At 67.5% G+C, this 18994-nt stretch carries 17 protein-coding genes; 12 read left to right on the forward strand and 5 right to left on the reverse strand.

From position 1 onward, the window contains the following. The first annotated feature begins 217 nt into the window (after positions 1-217). From E6C72_RS18280 to E6C72_RS18325, 10 genes are all read left to right on the forward strand, one after another. Positions 218-1237, forward strand: coding sequence for a GlxA family transcriptional regulator (locus E6C72_RS18280; protein ID WP_109085673.1), 1020 nt, complete (start codon positions 218-220; stop codon positions 1235-1237). A gap of 169 nt (positions 1238-1406) precedes the next feature. Next, positions 1407-1916 (forward strand): dihydroneopterin aldolase, encoded by a 510-nt coding sequence (locus E6C72_RS18285; protein ID WP_109085672.1) that lies wholly within the window; start codon positions 1407-1409, stop codon positions 1914-1916. A gap of 4 nt (positions 1917-1920) precedes the next feature. Then, positions 1921-2622: a uridylate kinase gene (locus tag E6C72_RS18290; RefSeq protein ID WP_247875687.1), complete on the forward strand. Its 702-nt coding sequence runs from the start codon at positions 1921-1923 to the stop codon at positions 2620-2622. Between the two features lie 10 nt (positions 2623-2632). Next, entirely contained in the window at positions 2633-3202 is a 570-nt protein-coding gene (locus tag E6C72_RS18295; RefSeq protein ID WP_109085671.1) for a flavoprotein, read from the forward strand. Next, positions 3178-4596 (forward strand): DUF6513 domain-containing protein, encoded by a 1419-nt coding sequence (locus E6C72_RS18300; protein ID WP_109085670.1) that lies wholly within the window; start codon positions 3178-3180, stop codon positions 4594-4596. The genes E6C72_RS18295 and E6C72_RS18300 overlap by 25 nt, the downstream gene beginning before the upstream one ends. Then, complete coding sequence (locus E6C72_RS18305) at positions 4593-5216, forward strand: DUF447 domain-containing protein (protein WP_109085669.1); 624 nt, start codon at positions 4593-4595, stop codon at positions 5214-5216. Before E6C72_RS18300 ends, E6C72_RS18305 begins: the two co-directional genes overlap by 4 nt. Further along, entirely contained in the window at positions 5213-5902 is a 690-nt protein-coding gene (locus E6C72_RS18310; protein WP_109085668.1) for a (5-formylfuran-3-yl)methyl phosphate synthase, read from the forward strand. The genes E6C72_RS18305 and E6C72_RS18310 overlap by 4 nt, the downstream gene beginning before the upstream one ends. 195 nt (positions 5903-6097) lie before the next feature. Continuing rightward, on the forward strand, positions 6098-7276 hold the full coding sequence (locus E6C72_RS18315) for an efflux RND transporter periplasmic adaptor subunit (protein WP_199228736.1): 1179 nt from the start codon (positions 6098-6100) through the stop codon (positions 7274-7276). Then, complete coding sequence (locus E6C72_RS18320) at positions 7273-10383, forward strand: multidrug efflux RND transporter permease subunit (RefSeq protein ID WP_109085666.1); 3111 nt, start codon at positions 7273-7275, stop codon at positions 10381-10383. The genes E6C72_RS18315 and E6C72_RS18320 overlap by 4 nt, the downstream gene beginning before the upstream one ends. A gap of 177 nt (positions 10384-10560) precedes the next feature. Further along, positions 10561-11829: an MFS transporter gene (locus E6C72_RS18325; RefSeq protein WP_109085665.1), complete on the forward strand. Its 1269-nt coding sequence runs from the start codon at positions 10561-10563 to the stop codon at positions 11827-11829. A 15-nt stretch (positions 11830-11844) separates the two neighbouring features. Here the strand turns inward: E6C72_RS18325 and E6C72_RS18330 are convergent, their stop codons facing one another. From E6C72_RS18330 to E6C72_RS18345, 4 genes are all read right to left on the reverse strand, one after another. Further along, a complete protein-coding gene (locus E6C72_RS18330; RefSeq protein WP_109085664.1) occupies positions 11845-13125 on the reverse strand; it encodes a TRAP transporter large permease subunit in 1281 nt (426 codons plus the stop codon). Between the two features lie 34 nt (positions 13126-13159). Continuing rightward, positions 13160-13705, reverse strand: coding sequence for a TRAP transporter small permease (locus E6C72_RS18335; RefSeq protein WP_109085663.1), 546 nt, complete (start codon positions 13703-13705; stop codon positions 13160-13162). Positions 13706-13766: 61 nt separating this feature from the next. After that, complete coding sequence (locus tag E6C72_RS18340; protein ID WP_109085662.1) at positions 13767-14705, reverse strand: dihydrodipicolinate synthase family protein; 939 nt, start codon at positions 14703-14705, stop codon at positions 13767-13769. Positions 14706-14801: 96 nt separating this feature from the next. Further along, a complete protein-coding gene (locus tag E6C72_RS18345) occupies positions 14802-15824 on the reverse strand; it encodes a TRAP transporter substrate-binding protein (RefSeq protein WP_109085661.1) in 1023 nt (340 codons plus the stop codon). Between the two features lie 217 nt (positions 15825-16041). Here E6C72_RS18345 and E6C72_RS18350 point away from each other — a divergent pair, with 217 nt between their 5' ends. Beyond that, positions 16042-17070 (forward strand): substrate-binding domain-containing protein, encoded by a 1029-nt coding sequence (locus tag E6C72_RS18350; protein WP_247875686.1) that lies wholly within the window; start codon positions 16042-16044, stop codon positions 17068-17070. On the opposite strand, the gene E6C72_RS18355 is transcribed toward E6C72_RS18350, so the two are convergent. Further along, on the reverse strand, positions 17067-18011 hold the full coding sequence (locus tag E6C72_RS18355; protein WP_109085660.1) for a LysR substrate-binding domain-containing protein: 945 nt from the start codon (positions 18009-18011) through the stop codon (positions 17067-17069). The two genes, E6C72_RS18350 and E6C72_RS18355, sit on opposite strands and share 4 nt — an antisense overlap. A gap of 211 nt (positions 18012-18222) precedes the next feature. On the opposite strand from E6C72_RS18355, the gene E6C72_RS18360 reads away from it, so the two are divergent. Continuing rightward, positions 18223-18972 carry an SDR family NAD(P)-dependent oxidoreductase gene (locus E6C72_RS18360; RefSeq protein ID WP_109085659.1) on the forward strand — a complete coding sequence of 250 codons (750 nt, stop codon included), beginning with the start codon at positions 18223-18225 and terminating at the stop codon, positions 18970-18972. Positions 18973-18994: the final 22 nt, after the last annotated feature.

The following is an 18994-nucleotide window of genomic DNA, read 5'->3' on the forward strand; positions in this document are numbered from 1 at the left end:
GCGCTCCTTCAAGAATTATGTCCGCTTTGTTCAATGTCTCCGGGCCGCATCCTGCGTAGGCTGCTTGTCATAAAAGATTGATGGTGCGGAAAGGGATCGATCCTCCGCCCGTCCGAACGTGGCCGCCAAAGCAAACAAGGCCACGGGAAAACAGCGTGTTCGCCGACCATTCGCGACCCACGATACGAACAGGAAAGCGGAAGAGGGGCACGGGACAATGAAGTGCATCGAACAGCAAACCGGCGATTCCAAGACCGACACCATCGGTTTCCTCCTGGTTCCCGATTTCTCCATGATCGCGTTCACCGCGGCGGTGGAGCCTCTCCGCCTTGCCAACCACATCAGCGGCAGGGAGCTGTATCGCTGGGTTCTGCTCTCGCCGAACGGCGGGGTCCAGCGGGCCAGCAACGGCATCGGAATCTGCGTCGACCACGCCATCGCCGACGCCCCGCCGCTGTCGACAGTTCTGGTGTGCAGCGGCATCGGCGGCCACTGGTACGAGGACCGGGCGATGTTCTCGTGGATGCGGCGGTCGGCCGCCCAGGGGATCGCCTTTGGCGCCCTGTGCACGGCCAGCCACATCCTGGCTCGCGCCGGCCTGCTGAATGGCTACCGCTGCACCATCCACTGGGAGAACATGGCCGGCTTTGCCGAGACCTTCCCGGAAATCGAGGCAACGGGGGAGCTGTTCACCATCGACCGCAACCGCTTCACCTGCGCCGGCGGCACCGCCGCGACCGACATGATGCTGCACCTGATCGCCGCCCGTCATGGCGAGAAGCTGGCGATGGACATCGCCGAACAGCTTCTGCACACCAAGATCCGCGCCGGCAGCATCCGCCAGCAGGAGGAACTGCATGCCAACCCGGTGCTTGACCACGAAGACCTCAACGCCGCCGTGGCGGTGATGCAGGCCAACATCGAGGAGCCGCTGGATCTGCTGACACTGGCCGCAGAACTGGGCCAGTCCCGGCGGAATCTGGAACGGCTGTTCCGCAAATACATGAACTGCTCGCCGGCCAAATACTATCTCGGCCTCAGGATGAAGCGGGCGCGCCAGCTGCTGTGCCAGACCCGCATGTCGGTGATGGAAGTGTCGATCAGCTGCGGCTTCATCTCCGCCACCCATTTCAGCAAATGCTACCGCGACCATTTCGGCATTGCGCCGCGCAGCGATCGGCAGAACCAGCGGCACAGCCCGCTCGCCGCAGCGCACGAGTTCGCCAGCTTGACGTGATACTGCACCGGATCAGGGGGTTACGCGGCGGAAGGCGGCGGAAATCGCCAAATTCATGTCGCTTTCAAACAGCTGCCCTTCTGCGGATGTGGATAAGGTGCGGATACGGCCCATCCGGCAGCCAATCAACGTCCGGCCCCGCCGGACAACAGCCAGGAGGACGGCACCGATGCTAGACGCGATACTCTCCGCCCAGTGCGCACGCGGCCTGACCACTGCCGACTCCCGGCTGTCCAGCATCCCCGCCGGCCTCTACGAGCTGTTCCTTGAGAACGTGGTCCTGCCCTGCCGGATCGGCGTCTTCGATTACGAGCGCGACGCGCCGCAGCGGGTGCGCATCGACCTGCTGTTGCAGGTGCGCCAGGATGGCGCCCAATTCTCCGACGACATCGGCGACGTGCTGTCCTACGATGATCTGCTGTCCGGGCTGAAGCGGATCCTGATGGACGAACACACCAACCTTGTCGAGATGCTGGCGGAGAAGATCGCCCGCATGTGCCTGGCTCACGAACAGGTGCAGTCGGCCCGTGTGTCGGTGGCGAAGCTGGACATCTATGACGGCGTCGCGGTTCCGGGCATCCGGCTGGAACGGACACGCGACCAGATGCCAAGCTCCTCACTGCCGGCATCACGCCGCCCAATGGCCCTGGCTGACCACTTGGCCAACCGGCGGATTTGATCCGATGACGGCCAATGCATCGCCCGAAGACGGATCGCCGGCCGCGGCAACGCGGCCCTGGGTGATCAAGATCGGCGGCAGCCTGTCGGACTGGCACCGGCTGGGGACTTGGTTGGATCTGATCGCCCGGCCCGGCCATCTGCATCCCGTGGTCATCGTACCGGGTGGCGGCCCCTTCGCCGATGCGGTGCGCGATGCCCAGGACAACTGGCGCTTCGACGACCGGCTCGCCCACCGCATGGCCCTGCTGGCGATGGAGCAGTTCGGGCTGATGCTGCACGGCATCTGCCCGACCCTGCAAACGGCAGCGACGCGCGAGCGGCTGCGGTCGCTGATCCGGGCGCGGATGCCGGCGGTGTGGCTGCCGTCCGCCATGGCGCTCGACCAGCCCGAGATCGCCGAAAGCTGGGACGTCACCTCCGACAGCCTCGCGGCATGGCTGGCGGTGGAACTGGACGCGGCGGCGCTGGTGCTGGTGAAGTCGGGGCCCTGCCCCTGTGCGGCGACCGATGCGGCGTCGCTGGCGCGCGACGGTCTGGTCGACGCGGCCTTTCCGCTGTGGCGCGGACGGTTCGCCGGCGACAGCTGGTGCATTCATCGCGACAACCACCTGCTGATGGAACAGGCGCTGGCCGGCCGCGCCACGCCCGGCTGCGCCCTGCTGCGCTGCCCGGAGGGTGAACCGATGCCCAGTGTGCGGGCATGAGTGTACGGGCATGAACAGCATCGTTCCCCCTCCCGCACCGCCACGGCTGGCCTGGGCACTCACCGGATCCGGCCACTACATCAAGGAGACACTCGACCTGATGGCGCGGCTGGCGCCTCTCGACGTGTTCCTCAGCAAGGCGGCGGAGGAGGTCATGCGCATGTACCGCCGGCGCGACGGCAACTTCCCGCCCGGCACCCGCCTGTTCCGTGACCGGGCGGCCAGCGCGCCGCAGATCGGGCGGTTCTATTTCGGCGAATACCACACGCTGGTGGTGGGGCCGGCCACCTCGAACACTGTCGCCAAATGCGTGCAGGGCATTTCCGACACGCTGCCGACCAACGCCTTCGCCCAGGCCGGGAAATGCCGGGTCCCCTGCATCGTCTTCGCCTGCGACACCGCGCCGGAGATGATGACCGAGGCGCCGCACGGCATGGTGCCGGTCTATCCCCGGCGCATCGATCTGGAGAATGTCGAACGGCTGCGTGGATTCGAGGCGACGACCGTCGTCGAGACCGTCCCCGAACTCGACGTGGCGCTGAAGACGCGTCTCGAATGTCTGACCAGCTCGTCTTCCTGACCGGAAAGCTGGCGGAGCCGCGCCTGCGGGCGGTGCTCGACGGGATGGCGTCCGCCCCCTTCCGCTTCGACGTGGTGCAGATCGGCGTCAGCGTCGCCGCACTGATGACTGAGGAATTGATCAAACGCCGCCTGCCGCCGCCGCCGGCGGGCTCCCGGGTGATCCTGCCCGGCCGGACCCGCTGCGATCTGGCGGCCCTGTCCGGGCATTTCGGCGTCGCCTTCGAACGCGGGCCGGAGGAACTGCGCGACATCCCCGCCTATCTCGGTGGGAAGGCGGTGCGGGCCGACCTGTCGCACCATGCGGTGACCATCTTCGCCGAGATCATCGATGCGCCCCACCGCTCCATCGACACTCTGCTGGAGACCGCCGCAAGGCTGCGCCGCGACGGCGCCGACGTCATTGATCTCGGCTGCCACCCCGGCGAACGGTTCGAGGGGCTGGAGGCCGCCGTCGCCGCCCTGGTCGCCGCCGGCCACAGCGTCAGCGTCGACAGCGCCGACCCTGAGGAACTGCTGCGCGGTGCGTCGGCCGGCGCCTCTTACCTTCTCAGCCTCAGCGAGGACACGCTCTGGGTGCTCGACCGGACGGACGCCACCCCGATCCTGGTCCCCGCCAAGCCGCGCGACCTCGATTCCCTGGGCCGCGCCATCGACCTGCTGCGGGCGGACGGGCGGCGTTTCCTGGCCGATCCGGTGCTCGACCCCATCCATTACGGCTTCACGGAGTCGGTGGTGCGCTATCAAGAGTTGCGGCGGCGCTATCCCGACATCGAGATGCTGATGGGCATCGGCAACCTGACCGAACTGACCGACGCCGATACCACCGGCACCACGGCGCTGCTGATGGGCATGGTATCGGAACTATCGATCGGCGCCGTCCTAACCCTTCAGGTCAGCCCACATGCCCGCACGGCGGTGCGCGAGGCCGATCGGGCGCGGCGGATCATGCATGCGGCGGCGGAAAGCGGCAGCCTGCCCAAGGGCATCGACGACGGGCTGATGGCTCTGCGCGACCGCCGGCCCTACGCCGGCACCCCGGCCGAGATCGCCGAGACCGCCCGCAACATCCGCGACCCCTCCTTCCGGATCGAGGTGGCGGAGGACGGTGTCCATGTCTACAACCGCGACGGTCACCATGTGGCGACCGATCCCTACCGGCTCTATCCCCTGCTCGGGCTGGCGGAGGACGGCGGACACGCTTTCTACATGGGAGTGGAGTTGCAGAAGGCCTTCCTCGCCTGGCAGCTCGGCAAGCGCTATGTCCAGGACGAAGACCTCACCTGGGGTTGCGCCGTGGAGGCAGCGGCAGAGGCGGACGGCGATGCCCATGGTTTCAAGACGGCGGGCACGACCTTGCAGGAACGCCGGCGGGCCTGTGGAAAGGCATCATGATCCTTGAAACCATCGTCACGACGCTGGGCACCGACGGAACCCCGCACATCGCCCCGTTCGGCGTCACCCGGACCGGCGACGATCTGGTGATCGCCCCCTTTCGCCCCTCCGTCACGCTCAATGCGCTGGAGGCCACCAGGCGGGCCGTCATCAACCTCACCGACGACGCACGCTTGTTCGCCGGTTGTCTGACCGGGCGACGAGACTGGCCGCTGACCCCGGCAACCGTCATCGCCGGCATGCGTCTTGCCGACAGCCTCGCCCACTGGGAGGTGGAGGTGGTCGGGGTCGAGGCCGACCCGGTGCGCCCGCGTTTCCATTGCCGACGCGTCCACGAAGAATCCCATCGGCCCTTCGCCGGCCACAACCGCGCCGCCGCCGCGGTGATCGAAGCGGCGATCCTGTGCAGCCGCCTGCACATGCTGCCATGGGAAAAGGTTGAGCGGGAAATGGCTTACCTGGCCATCGCCGTCGAGAAGACCGCCGGGGAGCGCGAGCGGGAGGCCTGGGGTTGGCTGTCCGACCGGGTGGCGGCCTTCCGCGCCGATATGCTCTCCGCCCAAACGAACACCGCCGGCGCCGATGCGGGCGACAAGGCCAAGCCACAGGTGCCGTTATGATCCGCATGCTCGCCAGCGTGACCAATCCCGACGAAACCGAGATCGCGGTTACGGCCGGGGCTGATCTGATCGACCTGAAAAACCCGGGCGAGGGTGCGCTTGGCGCGCTGCCCGCCGACATGATCCGCGCCTGTCTGGGGACGGTCGCAGGACGCAGGCCGGTCAGCGCCACCATCGGCGACCTGCCGATGGTGCCGGCCGATGTGGCGGCAGCGGTGTCCCGGACCGCAGCCACGGGCGTCGACATCGTGAAGATGGGGGTCAGCGCCGAAGGCGATCCGCTCGCCTGCATCGCCGCGGCCGCAAAGGCGCGAGGCGCCGCGGCACTGGTCGGCGTCGTCCTCGCCGACCTGATCATCCCCACCCATGACCTGATCCGCGCCATGGCCGATGCCGGCTTCATCGGCGTGATGCTGGACACCGGCCTGAAGGATGGCCGCACCCTGCGCCATCATCTGTCGGCCGACGCGCTGGCCGCCTTCATCGGACAGGCGCGCGATGCCGGGTTGTGGGCGGGGTTGGCGGGCTCCCTGCGGCTTGCCGACATCGACCCTCTGGCAGCGCTCGGCCCGTCGATCCTCGGCTTTCGCGGCGCCCTGTGCCAGGGCGGCGCGCGGCGCGACGTGATCGACCCGGACAGGGTCGCCATCGTGGTTCAAGCCGTGCGCGATGCGCAGCTGACGTGACAAGCGGAATTGACGGTCAATTCCGTAAAAGTTGTCTACAGCGGCCGGCATCCATCATGACCGGCATTTAACTTAGAATTCATTCGACCGTTCGGCAGTGCGGGATTGTAATCAGGTACCGTCGTCGTGACGATCCCTTTGAAAGTCCCCGGAATGGATCGGTCGGTCTTGCAGCCCGCGCCACGTCGCAGATGGGTGGGCCTCGCTTTCGGTGCGCTTCTGGTCGTCGGCCTGCCGGCCGTCCTGTGGCAGACCCTTCACGGCAGATCCGGCACGCCGGCCGCAGCCGGTCTGGGGCGGCAGCCGGCCACGATCCCGGTGACGGTCGCGGCGGCCAGCCGGCAGGACGTGCCGCGGATCCTCCAGGGCATCGGCACGGCGCAGGCTGTCAACACGGTAACCATCCGGACCCGGGTGGACGGGGCGCTGCAGGCGATCCTGTTCACAGAGGGGCAGGAGGTTAAGGCCGGCGATCCGCTGGCCCGGATCGACCCCCGGCCCTATCAGGCTGCCCTCGATCAGGCGACGGCCAAAAAAAGGCAGGACGAGGCGCAGCTCGCCAACGCCCGCCACGACCTCGCCCGTTACGAGAATCTGGCGCAGCGGGATTTCGGCTCCCACCAGCAGGCCGACACGCAGAAGGCCCAGGTCGATCAGTTGCAGGCTCAGGTCGACGGCGATCAGGCGGCGATCGACAACGCCCGGCTCCAGCTCGACTACACCACCATCCGCTCGCCGGTCGACGGGCGGATCGGCTTCCGTCAGGTGGATATCGGCAACATCCTGCACGCGTCGGAGACAACGGGGATCGCCGTCGTGACCCAGACGCGCCCTATCTCGGTGATCTTCTCCCTGCCCGAGGACCGGCTGCACAGCGTCGTCCAGGCGATGGCGGCCGGCCCGCTTCCGGTCGCGATCGACAGCCGGGACGGTCGCAACCATCTGGGCGACGGCGTGCTGAAGCTGATCGACAATCAGGTAGACCAGACCACCGGCACGATCCGGTTGAAGGCCGAGTTCCCCAACGCCGACGACAGGCTGTGGCCGGGCGAGTTCGTCACCGCCCGGCTGACGCTGGGCACCGACCGGCAGGTGCTGACCGTGCCGCCGGGCGCAGTCCAGCGCGGGGCCGACGGTCTGCATGTCTATGTCGCCAAGCCCGACAACACGGTGGAGCTGCGGACGGTCAAGGCCGCCCGGCTCGACACGGCGCCCGTCGTCATCTCCGATGGCCTGCGGGACGGCGAGCGGGTTGTGGTCTCCGGTCAGCTGAAGCTCCAGCCCGGCAGCCGGATCGATCCCAGGCAAGCCGGAAACGGGACCGACGGCGGGACCGATGGCACGGCCGTTCCGGTCGCGGACGGTGCGCCATGAGCCTGTCCGCTCCCTTCATCAAGCGTCCGATCGCCACCGCGCTGCTGACGGCCGGGCTGATGCTGGCCGGGATCGCCTCCTACCCGTTCCTGCCGGTGGCGCCGCTGCCGCAGGTCGATTTCCCGACGATCCAGGTCTCCGCCAATCTGCCCGGCGCCAGCCCGGAGACCATGGCGGCCACCGTGGCGCAGCCGCTGGAACGCCAGCTCGCGCAGATCGCCGGGGTGACCCAGCTCACCTCGACCAGCGTGCTCGGCAGCACCCAGGTGACGGTGCAGTTCGCGTTGGACCGCAGCATCGACGGCGCCGCCCAGGACGTCCAGACCGCCATCAACGCCGCCGCCGGCCAGCTGCCGAAGAACCTGCCGAGTCCGCCCGGCTACCGCAAGGTCAACCCGGCGGATTCGCCGGTGCTGATCCTCGCCGTGCATTCCGACGTCCTGCCGATCACCCAGGTGGACGAGTATGCCGACACCATCCTCGCCCAGCAGATCAGTCAGATCCCCGGCGTGGCCCAGGTCAACATCGGCGGAGAGCAGAAGCCAGCGGTCCGCATCCGGATCGACCCCGCGAAGATCGCCGCGCTCGGCCTGTCGCTGGAGGATGTGCGGGGCGTGATCGCCGGAGCCTCGGTGAACGCCGCGAAGGGCAGCGTCGACGGCGCCGAACGCAGCTTCACCATCTATGACGACGACCAGATCACCGCCGCCGGGCCATGGAAAGACGTGGTGATCGCCTACCGCAACGGCGCTCCGGTGCGCATCGGCGACATCGGCGAGGCGGTGGAGGCGCCGGAGAACGACAAGCTCGCCGGCTGGCAGAACGGCAAACGGGGCGTGCTGCTGACGGTGCTCAAGCAGCCGGGCGCCAACGTCATCGCGACGGTGGACCGCATCAAGGCGGAGCTGCCGCGCCTGACCGCCTCGATTCCGCCGACGGTCCACACCGACATCATGTCCGACCGCACGCAGACGATCCGCGCTTCGGTCGCCGACATCCAGTTCACCCTGGCACTGACCATCGGGCTGGTGGTGATGGTCATCTTCCTGTTCCTGCGCAGCGTGCCGGCGACGCTGATCCCGGCGGTAACGGTGCCGCTGTCGCTGGCCGGGACGTTGGGGCTGATGCTGCTGTGCGGCTACAGCCTCGACAATCTGTCGTTGATGGCGCTGACCATCGCCGTCGGCTTCGTCGTCGACGACGCCATCGTGATGGTCGAGAACATCCACCGCCATATCGAGGATGGCATGGCGCCGATGCAGGCGGCGCTGCGCGGGGCGGGGGAGATCGGCTTCACCATCCTGTCGATCAGCCTGTCGCTGGTCGCGGTCTTCATCCCGCTGTTGCTGATGGGCGGAATCGTTGGGCGACTGTTCCGCGAGTTCGCCGTCACCATGACGATGACCATCGCCGTCTCGCTGCTGGTCTCGCTGACCTTGACGCCGATGATGGGGGCGCGGCTGCTGAAGAGCGAACGGCAAATCCGGCATGGGCGGCTCTACCGCCTGGTAGAGCGCGGCTTCGACGGCGTGCTGGCCGCCTACGAAGCGGGGTTGGAGGTGGTGCTGCGGCACCGGCGCCTGACCCTGCTCGCCTTCGCGGCCACGGTGGCGGCCACCGTCTGGATGTTCGCGGCGATCCCCAAGGGCTTTTTCCCGCAGCAGGACACCGGCCTGATCACCGGCACTTCCGAGGGGGCGCAGGACATCTCCTTCGCGGCGATGAGCCGCCTCCAGCAGCAGCTCGGCGCCGTCATCGGCCAGGATCCGGATGTCGCGAGCTGGGTCGGTTCGGTTGGGGCCGGCGGCGGCCAGTCGATGAACAGCGGGCGCTTCTTCATCACCCTGAAACCGCGCGACGAGCGCACCGCCAGCGCCGAACAGGTCATTGCCCGCTTGCGCGCCCGGACCGCCGCCGTGGAGGGCGCCCGGCTCTACCTCCAGGCGGCGCAGGACATCCGCGTCGGCGGCAGGTCCTCCCGTTCGCAGTACCAGTACACGCTCCAGGACGCCGATCTGACCGAACTCAATGCCTGGGCGCCGAAGGTGCTGGACGCGCTGGCCGCCCTGCCGATGCTGCGCGACCTCTCCTCGGACCAGCAGACCCAGGCGACGACGCTGACCCTGGCGATCGACCGCGATCAGGCGGCCCGCTTCGGCATCCCGACCCAATTGATCGACGACACCCTGTACGATGCCTTCGGGCAGCGGCAGGTGGCGCAGTATTTCACCCAGACCAACAGCTACCACGTCATCCTGGAGGTGCCGCCGGCCCTACAGGGCGATCCGGCCACGCTGGGACAAATCCACCTGCGCTCCCCCACGACCGGCCAGCAGGTGCCGCTGTCCACCCTGGTCAAGCGCTCGACCAGGCCAGTCACCGCGCTGTCGATCAACCACCAGGGGCAGTTCCCCGCCATCACCCTGTCCTTCAACCTCGCACAGGGAACGGCGCTGGGCGACGCAACGGCGGCGGTCGCGGATGCCATGCGGCGGATCGGCGCGCCGGCCTCGCTGACCGGTTCCTTCCAGGGAACCGCCCAGGCCTTCCAGGATTCGCTCGGCAGCGAGCCTTACCTGATCGCCGCGGCCCTCGTCGTCGTCTACATCATCCTCGGCGTCCTATACGAAAGCCTGGTACATCCGCTGACCATCCTCTCGACCCTGCCGTCGGCCGGGTTGGGGGCGCTGGCGATGCTGTGGCTCAACGGCTTCGGCTTCGACGTGATCGGGCTGATCGGCTTGATCCTGCTGATCGGCATCGTGAAGAAGAACGGCATCATGCTGGTCGATTTCGCCATTGCCGCCGAACGCGACCGCGGGCTGGCGCCCGAAGCGGCGATCCGCGAGGCCTGCCGGCTGCGCTTCCGTCCGATCCTGATGACGACGATGGCCGCCCTGCTCGGCGGCGTTCCGCTGATGCTCGGCTCCGGCACGGGGGCGGAACTGCGCCAGCCGCTCGGCTATGCCATGGTCGGCGGGCTTCTGGTGTCGCAACTCCTGACCCTGTACACGACGCCGGTCGTCTATCTGGCCTTCGACGGCCTCGCCCGCCGCTACCGGGAGACCCGGAGGAACCGGCCGGCCGTCCCGGTGCAGGCCGACTGACCGCCGGAAGATCCGGCCTTTCCGAACCGGTTCGCGGTCCGCGCCGCTGTTTCGTCATCGGGCGCTGTCCCGCAGAAGACGGTTTCGCCGGGGTGGGTTGCAGCACGGATGGGTTGACCCTGCGGGCAACCAATGGTCGATTGCTTGGCCCCACCAATCAAATCTTTCAGGCTGCTCATGACCATCGACAGCGCCGCCAACCGTTCCGCCGGCTCCCCCAGCGGCGGTCCGACGGCCTTCGGGCCCGAAAAGCCCAAGGCGGATAATGTCCGGGCGGAGAACCCGCCCCTGCATCATCCGCTGCTGGTCGCCGTCACCCTGGTGCTGGTGGCGCTGAATCTGCGGCCGGCGCTGTCGAGCCTTGCGCCGGTGATGGGCGATGTGGTGCGCGACGCCGGGCTGACCTCCGGGCAGGCCGGGCTGCTGACCACCTCGCCTGTGCTGTGCCTCGGCCTGTTCGGGGTGATCGCCCCGCGTCTGGCCCAGCGTTTCGGCACGGAACGGATGATCTTCATCATGCTGCTGGTGCTGGGCGGCGGCATCGCTCTGCGCGGGATCGGCACCTTCACGGCACTCTTCGCCGGAGCGACGCTGGCAGGTGCCGGGATCGGCATCATCGGCGTGCTGCTGCCAGCCGTGGTGAAGCGCGACTTCCCCCGCAAGATCAGCCTGATGATGGGGGTCTACACCATGGCGCTCTGCGCCGGGGCCGCCGCCGCCGCCGGGGCGACGGTTCCGCTCGAACGCGGCCTGGGGCAATGGACGGGCGCGCTGGCCTTCTGGGCGGTGCCGGCGGTATTGGCGGCGCTGGCCTGGCTGCCGCTGACCCGCGGACGCCAGAGCGAGGCCGGTCCCGGCGGCACTTCCGTGCGCGGCCTGTGGCGCAACGGACTGGCTTGGCAGATCACCCTGTTCATGGGGCTGCAATCGGCGCTGGCCTACATCGTGCTCGGCTGGATGGCGCCGATGCTGCGCGACCGCGGCTTCGACCCGACGACCGCCGGACTGATCGTCTCCGGTTCGGTCATGGTGCAGGTAGCGGCGGCTCTGGTGGCGCCAATGCTGGCGACGCGCACGCCGAGCCAGAGCCTCACCGCCGTGTCGATGCTTGGTTGCAGCCTCGTCGGCATGGTCGGCTGCCTTTACGCGCCGCTCTGGACCATCGCGCTGTGGGCGGTGATCCTGGGGATCGGACAGGGCGGGGCCTTCGCCGTCGCGCTGACCCTGATCGTGCTGCGCTCGCCGGACAGCCGCATCGCGTCCCACCTGTCGGGCATGTCCCAAAGCGTCGGCTACACGCTGGCCTCGGCCGGTCCCTTCGCGGTCGGACTGCTGCATGGCTGGAGCGGAGACTGGCACGCCTCCACCCTGCTTTTCGTCATCGTCGGGCTGGTCGCGGGCGTCTTCGGCTTTCTCGCCGGCCGCCCGCGCCAAGTCCGCGTCTGATCACGCGCTTCGGTCTCAGCCCGCGAACCAGCGGGCCGGGACGGTCACCAGCGACGGAAACAGCACAAGCAACGTCAGCACAAGCAGCTGGGCCAGCAGGAAGGGCCAGACGCCGCGCATCAGGGCGCCCATGTTCAGCTTCGCCACGCCGGCCACGACGTTCAGCACGGTGCCGACCGGCGGGGTGATGAGACCGATGGCGTTGTTGATGATGAACAGCACGCCGAAATAGACGGGATCAATGCCGGCCTGCTTGATCACCGGCATCAGAACCGGCGTCAGGATCAGGATGGTCGGTGTCATGTCCATCGCCGTCCCGACGATCACCACCAGCACCATGATGGCGGCCATCAGCAGGGTCGGGCTGCCCATGAAGGGCTCCAGCATCTCGCCGACCTGGGCCGGCAGGTTGGCGATGGTGATCATCCAGGCCGACACCATGGCGGCGGCGACCAGGAACATCACCACCGCCGTGGTGGTCGCCGCCGAGGCGAACAGCTCGAACAGCTGGGACGGCTTCAGTTCGCGATAGACCACCACCGCGACGAACAGCGCATAGACTGCCGCGACCACCGCCGCCTCGGTCGGGGTGAAGATGCCGAACTTGAGGCCGAAGATGATGATGCCCGGCAGCATCAGCGCCCAGAAGCCGTCCTTCACCGCCGCCGCGACCTCCCCCTTCGTCGCGCGCGGCGGCGGGGCCAGATTCTCGTGGCGGACCACCAGCCACCAGGCGGCGACCAGCCCCAGCCCCAGCATCAGGCCTGGGAAAATGCCGGCCAGGAAGAGCTTGGTGATCGACACGTTGGCGGCGACGCCGAACAGGATGAAGCCGATGCTGGGCGGAATGATCGGCGCGATGATGCCGCCGGCGGCGATCAGCCCGCAGGAGCGTGCCTTGTCGTGACCGGCCCGCACCATCATCGGCACCAGCAGCGCCGACAGGGCGGCGGCATCGGCCACCGCCGAGCCGGACAGGCTGGCGAGGATGCAGGAGGCGAGAATGGCGACATAGCCGAGCCCACCACGGATATGGCCGACCAGCGCCATCGCCACGGCGACGATGCGCCGCGACAGGCCCCCGGCATTCATCACCTCGCCCGCCAGCATGAAGAAGGGAACGGCGACCAGCGGGAAGCTGTCGGCGCCGTTGATGACGTTCTGAGCGACGATCTGGGCGTCGAACAGGTCCATATGGAACATCAGCGCCACGCCGCACAGCAGCAGCGCGAAGGCGATCGGCATGCCGATGGCCATGGCCCCCAGCAGGGAGCCGAGAAAGACGGTGACGGTCATGGGAGGAAGCTCCTTGCCGCTCGGGCTGTCGGAATCAGGCGTGCCGGCCGGTGGGGGAATGCCCGACGTCGGCCGACTCCTCGGACTCCGTCACCGAGATCAGCTCGCTGTCATTCAGGCGGCCGCTCAGCGCGCGGACGAGGTTGAAGGCCAGGATCACCAGGGCCAGGACACCGAACACCACGCCGGAGCCATAGAAGAACCCCATCGACAGGCCGGTGGCCGGCGCCGTCACCGACAGGTTGATCAGGGTCTGGTCCCAACTGCCGCCGAGCAGCAGCCCGGTCGCGTAGATCATCAGCACATGGCTGGCGCAGAAGCAGACCAGCCGCCCCGTCCTGGGCAGCAGGGCGACCATGGTGTCCATGCCGAGATGGCCGTGCTTGTGCAGCGCCACCACCGCTCCCATGAAGGTCATCCAGACGAAGAGGAGCCGCGACAGCTCCTCCGACACCGTGATGCCGCTGTTGAAGCCGTAGCGCAGCACCACGTTGCCGAACACCAGCACCAGCATGCCGGCCAGACAGGCCACGATCGCGACCTTCAGAACGAAGACATATCCGTCGATGAAGCGGCCCATCCGGTCCTCCCTTTGGTTTTTGTCCAGGCCTTTGGCTTTTTGTCCGGCCCTGCCGGGCCGCTCACTCGGCCGGCAGGGCCGCGATCTTGGCGCGGAAGGCGTCGGTGCCGGCGACCACCTTGTCGAGCACCGCGTCGAGCGCCCAGAAGCGTTCACGCACGTCGTACTGGATCACCCGGCAGCGGATCGACCCGAAGGTGCCGAGGCGCTGGTGGTACATCTTGGCGAAGGCCGGATAGCCCAGGCTTTCCGACACCGCCGCCACCACCAGGAAGGTCGCCAGCTCGTCGGCCAGCTCGGGATGGCGGTCGCCCGACAGCCGCATCCAGCGGTAGAGATCGGGATGGATGTTGGTGAAGACACCGGTGAAGCCCGGCGACCCCGCCCGCATGGCGTCGCGCGCGATGGCCGCGTTGGCGTTGATGATGGCAAGGCCGGAGCCCTCGGCGATCTTCAGCCGGCGCTCGACCGTCGGCAGATCGCAGCTGACATCCTTCAGCAGGACGAAGCGGCCACTGTCGATGCACAGCCGCAGTTCCTCGTCGCTCAGCAGCCGGCGGTAGGGCGCCGGGCATTCGTAGAGGCCCAGCGGGATGCCGCTCGGCAGACGCTCCAGCAGATGGGACAGGTGGCGGCGGAACGCATCCGTTCCCTCGTTCTTCGGGTCTAGGTGGTTGGTCACCAGAACCAGCGCGTCGCCGCCGGTGGCGGCCATCGCCGTCAATTCCTCGACCTGGGTGTCGAGGTCGTCACTGATGTGGCCCGACACCACCACCGGCACCCGGCCGGCGACGGTGGCGACGACGAATTTCGCCAGATCCACCCGTTCGGCCAGCGACAGGAACTGCATCTCGCTCGACTGGCAGACGGCGAACAGGGCGTCGGCGCCGTTGGCCAGATACCACTCGATCAGGCGGGCCAGCCCCGGATAATCGATCTCGCCGGCATCGGTGAAGGGGGTCAGCATCACCGGAATGATGCCGTCAATGCGCTGCGCCATGGGAACTCTTCCAGTCGGGAGGAAATGCGGAACTCACTTGGGAGGCCGATCAGGCACAAGGCCGGCGGGCAGGCTCGCCCGCCGGTCCGCCAGCATTCACTGGGCGGCACGCGCCTTGACGATTTCGGCCTGCGCCTGCGCCATCAGGGCGGGGTCGACCTTCTGCGAGAACTTCTCCACCACCGGACGGATCTTGGCGCGGAACTTCTCGATCTCCGCCGGGGCCAGTTCGGTGACGGTCATGCCCTTCGCCTTCAGCTCCTCGACCGCCTTGCTCGCCTGCTCGCGCGAGACGCGGCGCTCATAGTCGCGGGCCTCCAGCGTGGCGTCCTGGATCAGCTTGCGCTCGTCCTCGTTCAGCTTGGCCCAGAACTTGGCGCCGACCAGCACGGCCTGCGGATTGTACATGTGGTTGCTGAGCGTCAGGTACTTCTGCACCTCGTTCAGCTTGGCGGTCAGGATGCTGGGAGCCGGGTTTTCCTGGCCGTCGACCGTCTTGCTTTCCAGCGCGGTGTAGACCTCCGGGAAGGGGAGCGGCACCGCGTTGGCGCCCAGCGTGTTGAACAGGTCGATATAGATCGGCGACTGCACGACGCGGATCTTCAGGCCGGCGATGTCCTCGACCGTGGCGATCGGACGGCGGCTGTTGGTCAGCTGGCGGAAGCCCAGCTCCCAATAGCCGAGGCCGACCAGTCCCTTGGCCGACAGTTTGTCCAGCAGGGTCCTGCCCACCGGCCCGTCCATCACCGCATCGGCCACCTTGGGCGATTCGAACTGGAACGGCAGGTCGACCATCACGAAATTGTCGTCCAGGCTGGACAGCAGGCCGGCATTCAGCACCGTCATCTCGACGATGCCGCCCTGCAACGCCGAGATCATCTGCACGTCGCCGCCCAGCACACCGTTGGTGAAGAGCTGGACCTTGATCTTGCCGCCGCTCTTCTCCTTCACGATCTCGGCGAACTTCGCCATGCCCAGCGCCAGCGGCGACCCGTCGGCTCCCGCGCTGGCCAGCTTCATGGTGTGCGCGCCGATCTCCGCCGCATTGCCCACGCCGCCGAACAGCAGCATGCCCGCCGTGACGGCGCTCGCCAGAACTGCCTGAAGACCGTTGCGCATACCATTCCTCCTGATGCGGCCCGTTCGTCGGCGGGCCTTCGCGGGTTTCGATGGGGAAACGGGCCGGGCGGTGAAATCCCGCAAGGCCGGCGCCGTCGAATGTAAGCGCTTACATAGATCGCGGCACTGAATGATGCAACGACAAACTTGACGCAGGGGGGAATGACATGTAACCGCTTCCAACCAACAGGTTCATTCCCCCATGGAGATGCAGGCGATGTCGGAGCCGAAGCCTGGACGCCCGCCTCGCGCGGTGGACGTCGCTGCGGCGGCGGAGGTGTCGACCGCGACCGTTTCGCGCGCCTTCAACAATCCGGAAAAGGTCGCCCCGGCGATCCGTGAACGCGTCCTGGCGACCGCCAAGGCGATGGGTTGGATGCCGCACGCTGCGGGCAGCGCGCTGGCACGCCGCCGCACCTCCATCGTCGGCGCGGTGATCCCCACCCTCGACAACGAGGTGTTCGCCGCCCAGGTCGGAGCGATGCAAACGGCCTTCGCCGAACGCGGCATCACGCTGCTGCTGAGCTGCTTCAATTACGACCAGGATCAGGCAGTCCACGACGTGCAGGCGATGCTGGCCAGGGGAGTGGAAGCGCTGGCGATCGTCGGCGAGGCTCACCGGCCGGAACTGTTCGCCGGCATCCGGGCGCGACACATCCCCTATGTCGTCACCTACAGCCACCGGCCGGGCAGCCCGCATTCCTGCATCGGCTTCGACAATCGGCAGGCCTTCGACACCATTGCCCGCCACCTGCTCAACCTCGGTCACGAAACGATCGGGGTCATCATCCAGCCGACAGCCGGCAACGACCGCGTCGCCGCGCGCCTGGACGGCGTACGCGCAGCGCTGGCCGAGCACGGCCTCGCCGTCCGCCCGCAACATCTGTGCGAAGGGGAATGGAGCATCGATTTCGGACGCCAGAGCGTGCGCGCCATGCTGGCGACCGATCCGGTGCCGACGGCGGTGGTCTGCGGCAACGACTACCTCGCCATCGGCGCCCTGCTGGAGGCGCGTGCGATGGGGCTGTCGGTGCCACGCGACCTCAGCATCACAGGCTTCGATGACATCGCCATCAGCCGCCAGCTCGATCCGCCGCTGACCACCATGCACATCGACAATCACGAGATGGGTCGGCGGGCCGCCAACTATCTGCTCGCCTGCCTGGAAGGAGGCCAGCCGGCCGCCGTACCACCGCTGATGCCGACATTGATCCGCCGGGGAACAACTGCGGCCCCACGCCTTTAACGCGGCGCCGCCGCCTGAAGGGTGGCGAGGTAATGCTCCTCCCACTGGCGGCAGGCTTCCAGTTCGCCGAACAGCCAGTCCCGGAAAAGCCGGACCTTCGGCAGGTCGAAGGACGACTTCAAGGTCACGAAGCCATGGCCCTGCGCCTTGAGCGGCCGGGACGGGAACGGGATCACCAGCTTGCCCGATTCCAGTTCGCGCCGGGCGAGCAGCAGGCTGTCCAGGCAAACCCCCATGCCATTCACCGCGGCGTTGATCGCCATGAAGGAGCGGTCGAAGCGCAGACCGCGTTCCATATCAAGCTGCACGCCGCGATGCCGGCGCGCCCAGTCACGCCAGCCGACGATGTTGATTTCCGAATGGATCAGGATGTGATGCCTCAGATCCTGCGGCCTGCGGATCGGGTTCAGGCCGCTGGCCAGCTCCGGAGCACACATCGGCACGATGGTATCCTCCGGGAACTGCGCCATCACGCAGCCCGACGGCGGCGGTCCGGGGTTGTAGCGGATGTCGATGTCGACCGCCCCAGTCGTCAGGTCGATGGGTGACACCGAAGCCTGCAACCGGATATCGATGGCAGGGTGCAGTTCCTTCACCCGGCTCAACCGGGGCATCAGCCATTGCGTGGCAAAGCTCGGCATCGAGCGGACCGTCAGGATCGTGGTGCCGGCACCGGCGGTGGTGGCGTTGCGGGTGGCGGTGTCGATGCGGGCGAAGGCGGCGATGATCTCCGTGGCATAGGCCCGCCCGGCGTCGGTCAGCGTCACCGACCGGTGCACGCGATGGAAGAGCGGAAAGCCCAGCTGTTCCTCCAGAAGCTTCACCTGATGGCTGATCGCCGAGGGCGTCAGACCGAGATCCTGCGCTGCGGTGGCGAAGGATTGCAGCCTCGCCGCAGCCTCGAAAGCCTGAAGCGCCTTGATCGAAACCCGTCTTTGCATCGCAGTATTCAGGTGAATTCAGTTCATCTATCTCTGATCTTATTCGTTTGTCAGGCTCACCTCAAGATCATAATATTCCCCCAACGATCGGATGAACAAACCATCAGCCGTTCCCACCAAACCACAACAGAACTCCCAACAAAACCGATGCTTCGTCGCGGCGCCCGAAAAGCCGCCACGGCGGAGCCTGCTTCGAGAAGAGGAAGCGACCATGCTGCTGTCCAACAAGGTCTGCGTGATCACCGGAGCGGCGTCACGCCGCGGCATCGGCCGGGCGACCGCCAAGCTCTTCGCGCTGCATGGCGGGCGCGCGATCATCCTGGACCTCGACGGCGCCCAGGCCGCCGAAGCCGCCGCCGAGCTGGGCGAGGCCCACCGCGGTTTCGCCTGCGACGTGACCGACCGCGACGCCTGCTTCGCCGTCGCCAAGAGCGTGGTCGAGGAGTTCGGCCGCATCGACGTGCTGGTCAACAACGCCGGCATCACCCAGCCGCTGAAGTTCATGGACATCGGCCCCAAGAATTACGAGGCGGTGACCGACGTCAGCCTGCGCGGCACGCTCTACATGAGCCAGGCGGTCGTCCCCCACATGCGCGAGCGCAAGTCCGGCTCCATCGTCTGCATCTCGTCGGTATCGGCGCAGCGTGGCGGCGGCATCTTCGGCGGCCCGCATTACAGCGCGGCCAAGGCCGGCGTGCTGGGCCTCGCCAAGGCGATGGCGCGTGAACTGGGACCGGACAATGTCCGTGTCAACTCGGTCACGCCCGGCCTGATCCAGACCGACATCACCGGCGACAAGCTGACCCCGGAACTGCGGGCTGAAATCCTGAAGGGCATTCCGCTGAACCGCCTGGGCGACGCCGACGATGTGGCGCGCTCCTGCCTGTTCCTGGCGTCCGAACTGTCCTCCTACGTCACCGGCGCCACGCTCGACGTCAACGGCGGCATGCTGATCCACTGATCCCGAAATGCTGGAGACACCT

The organism is Azospirillum sp. TSH100, from assembly GCF_004923295.1.
In the GTDB taxonomy this organism is placed as follows: domain Bacteria; phylum Pseudomonadota; class Alphaproteobacteria; order Azospirillales; family Azospirillaceae; genus Azospirillum.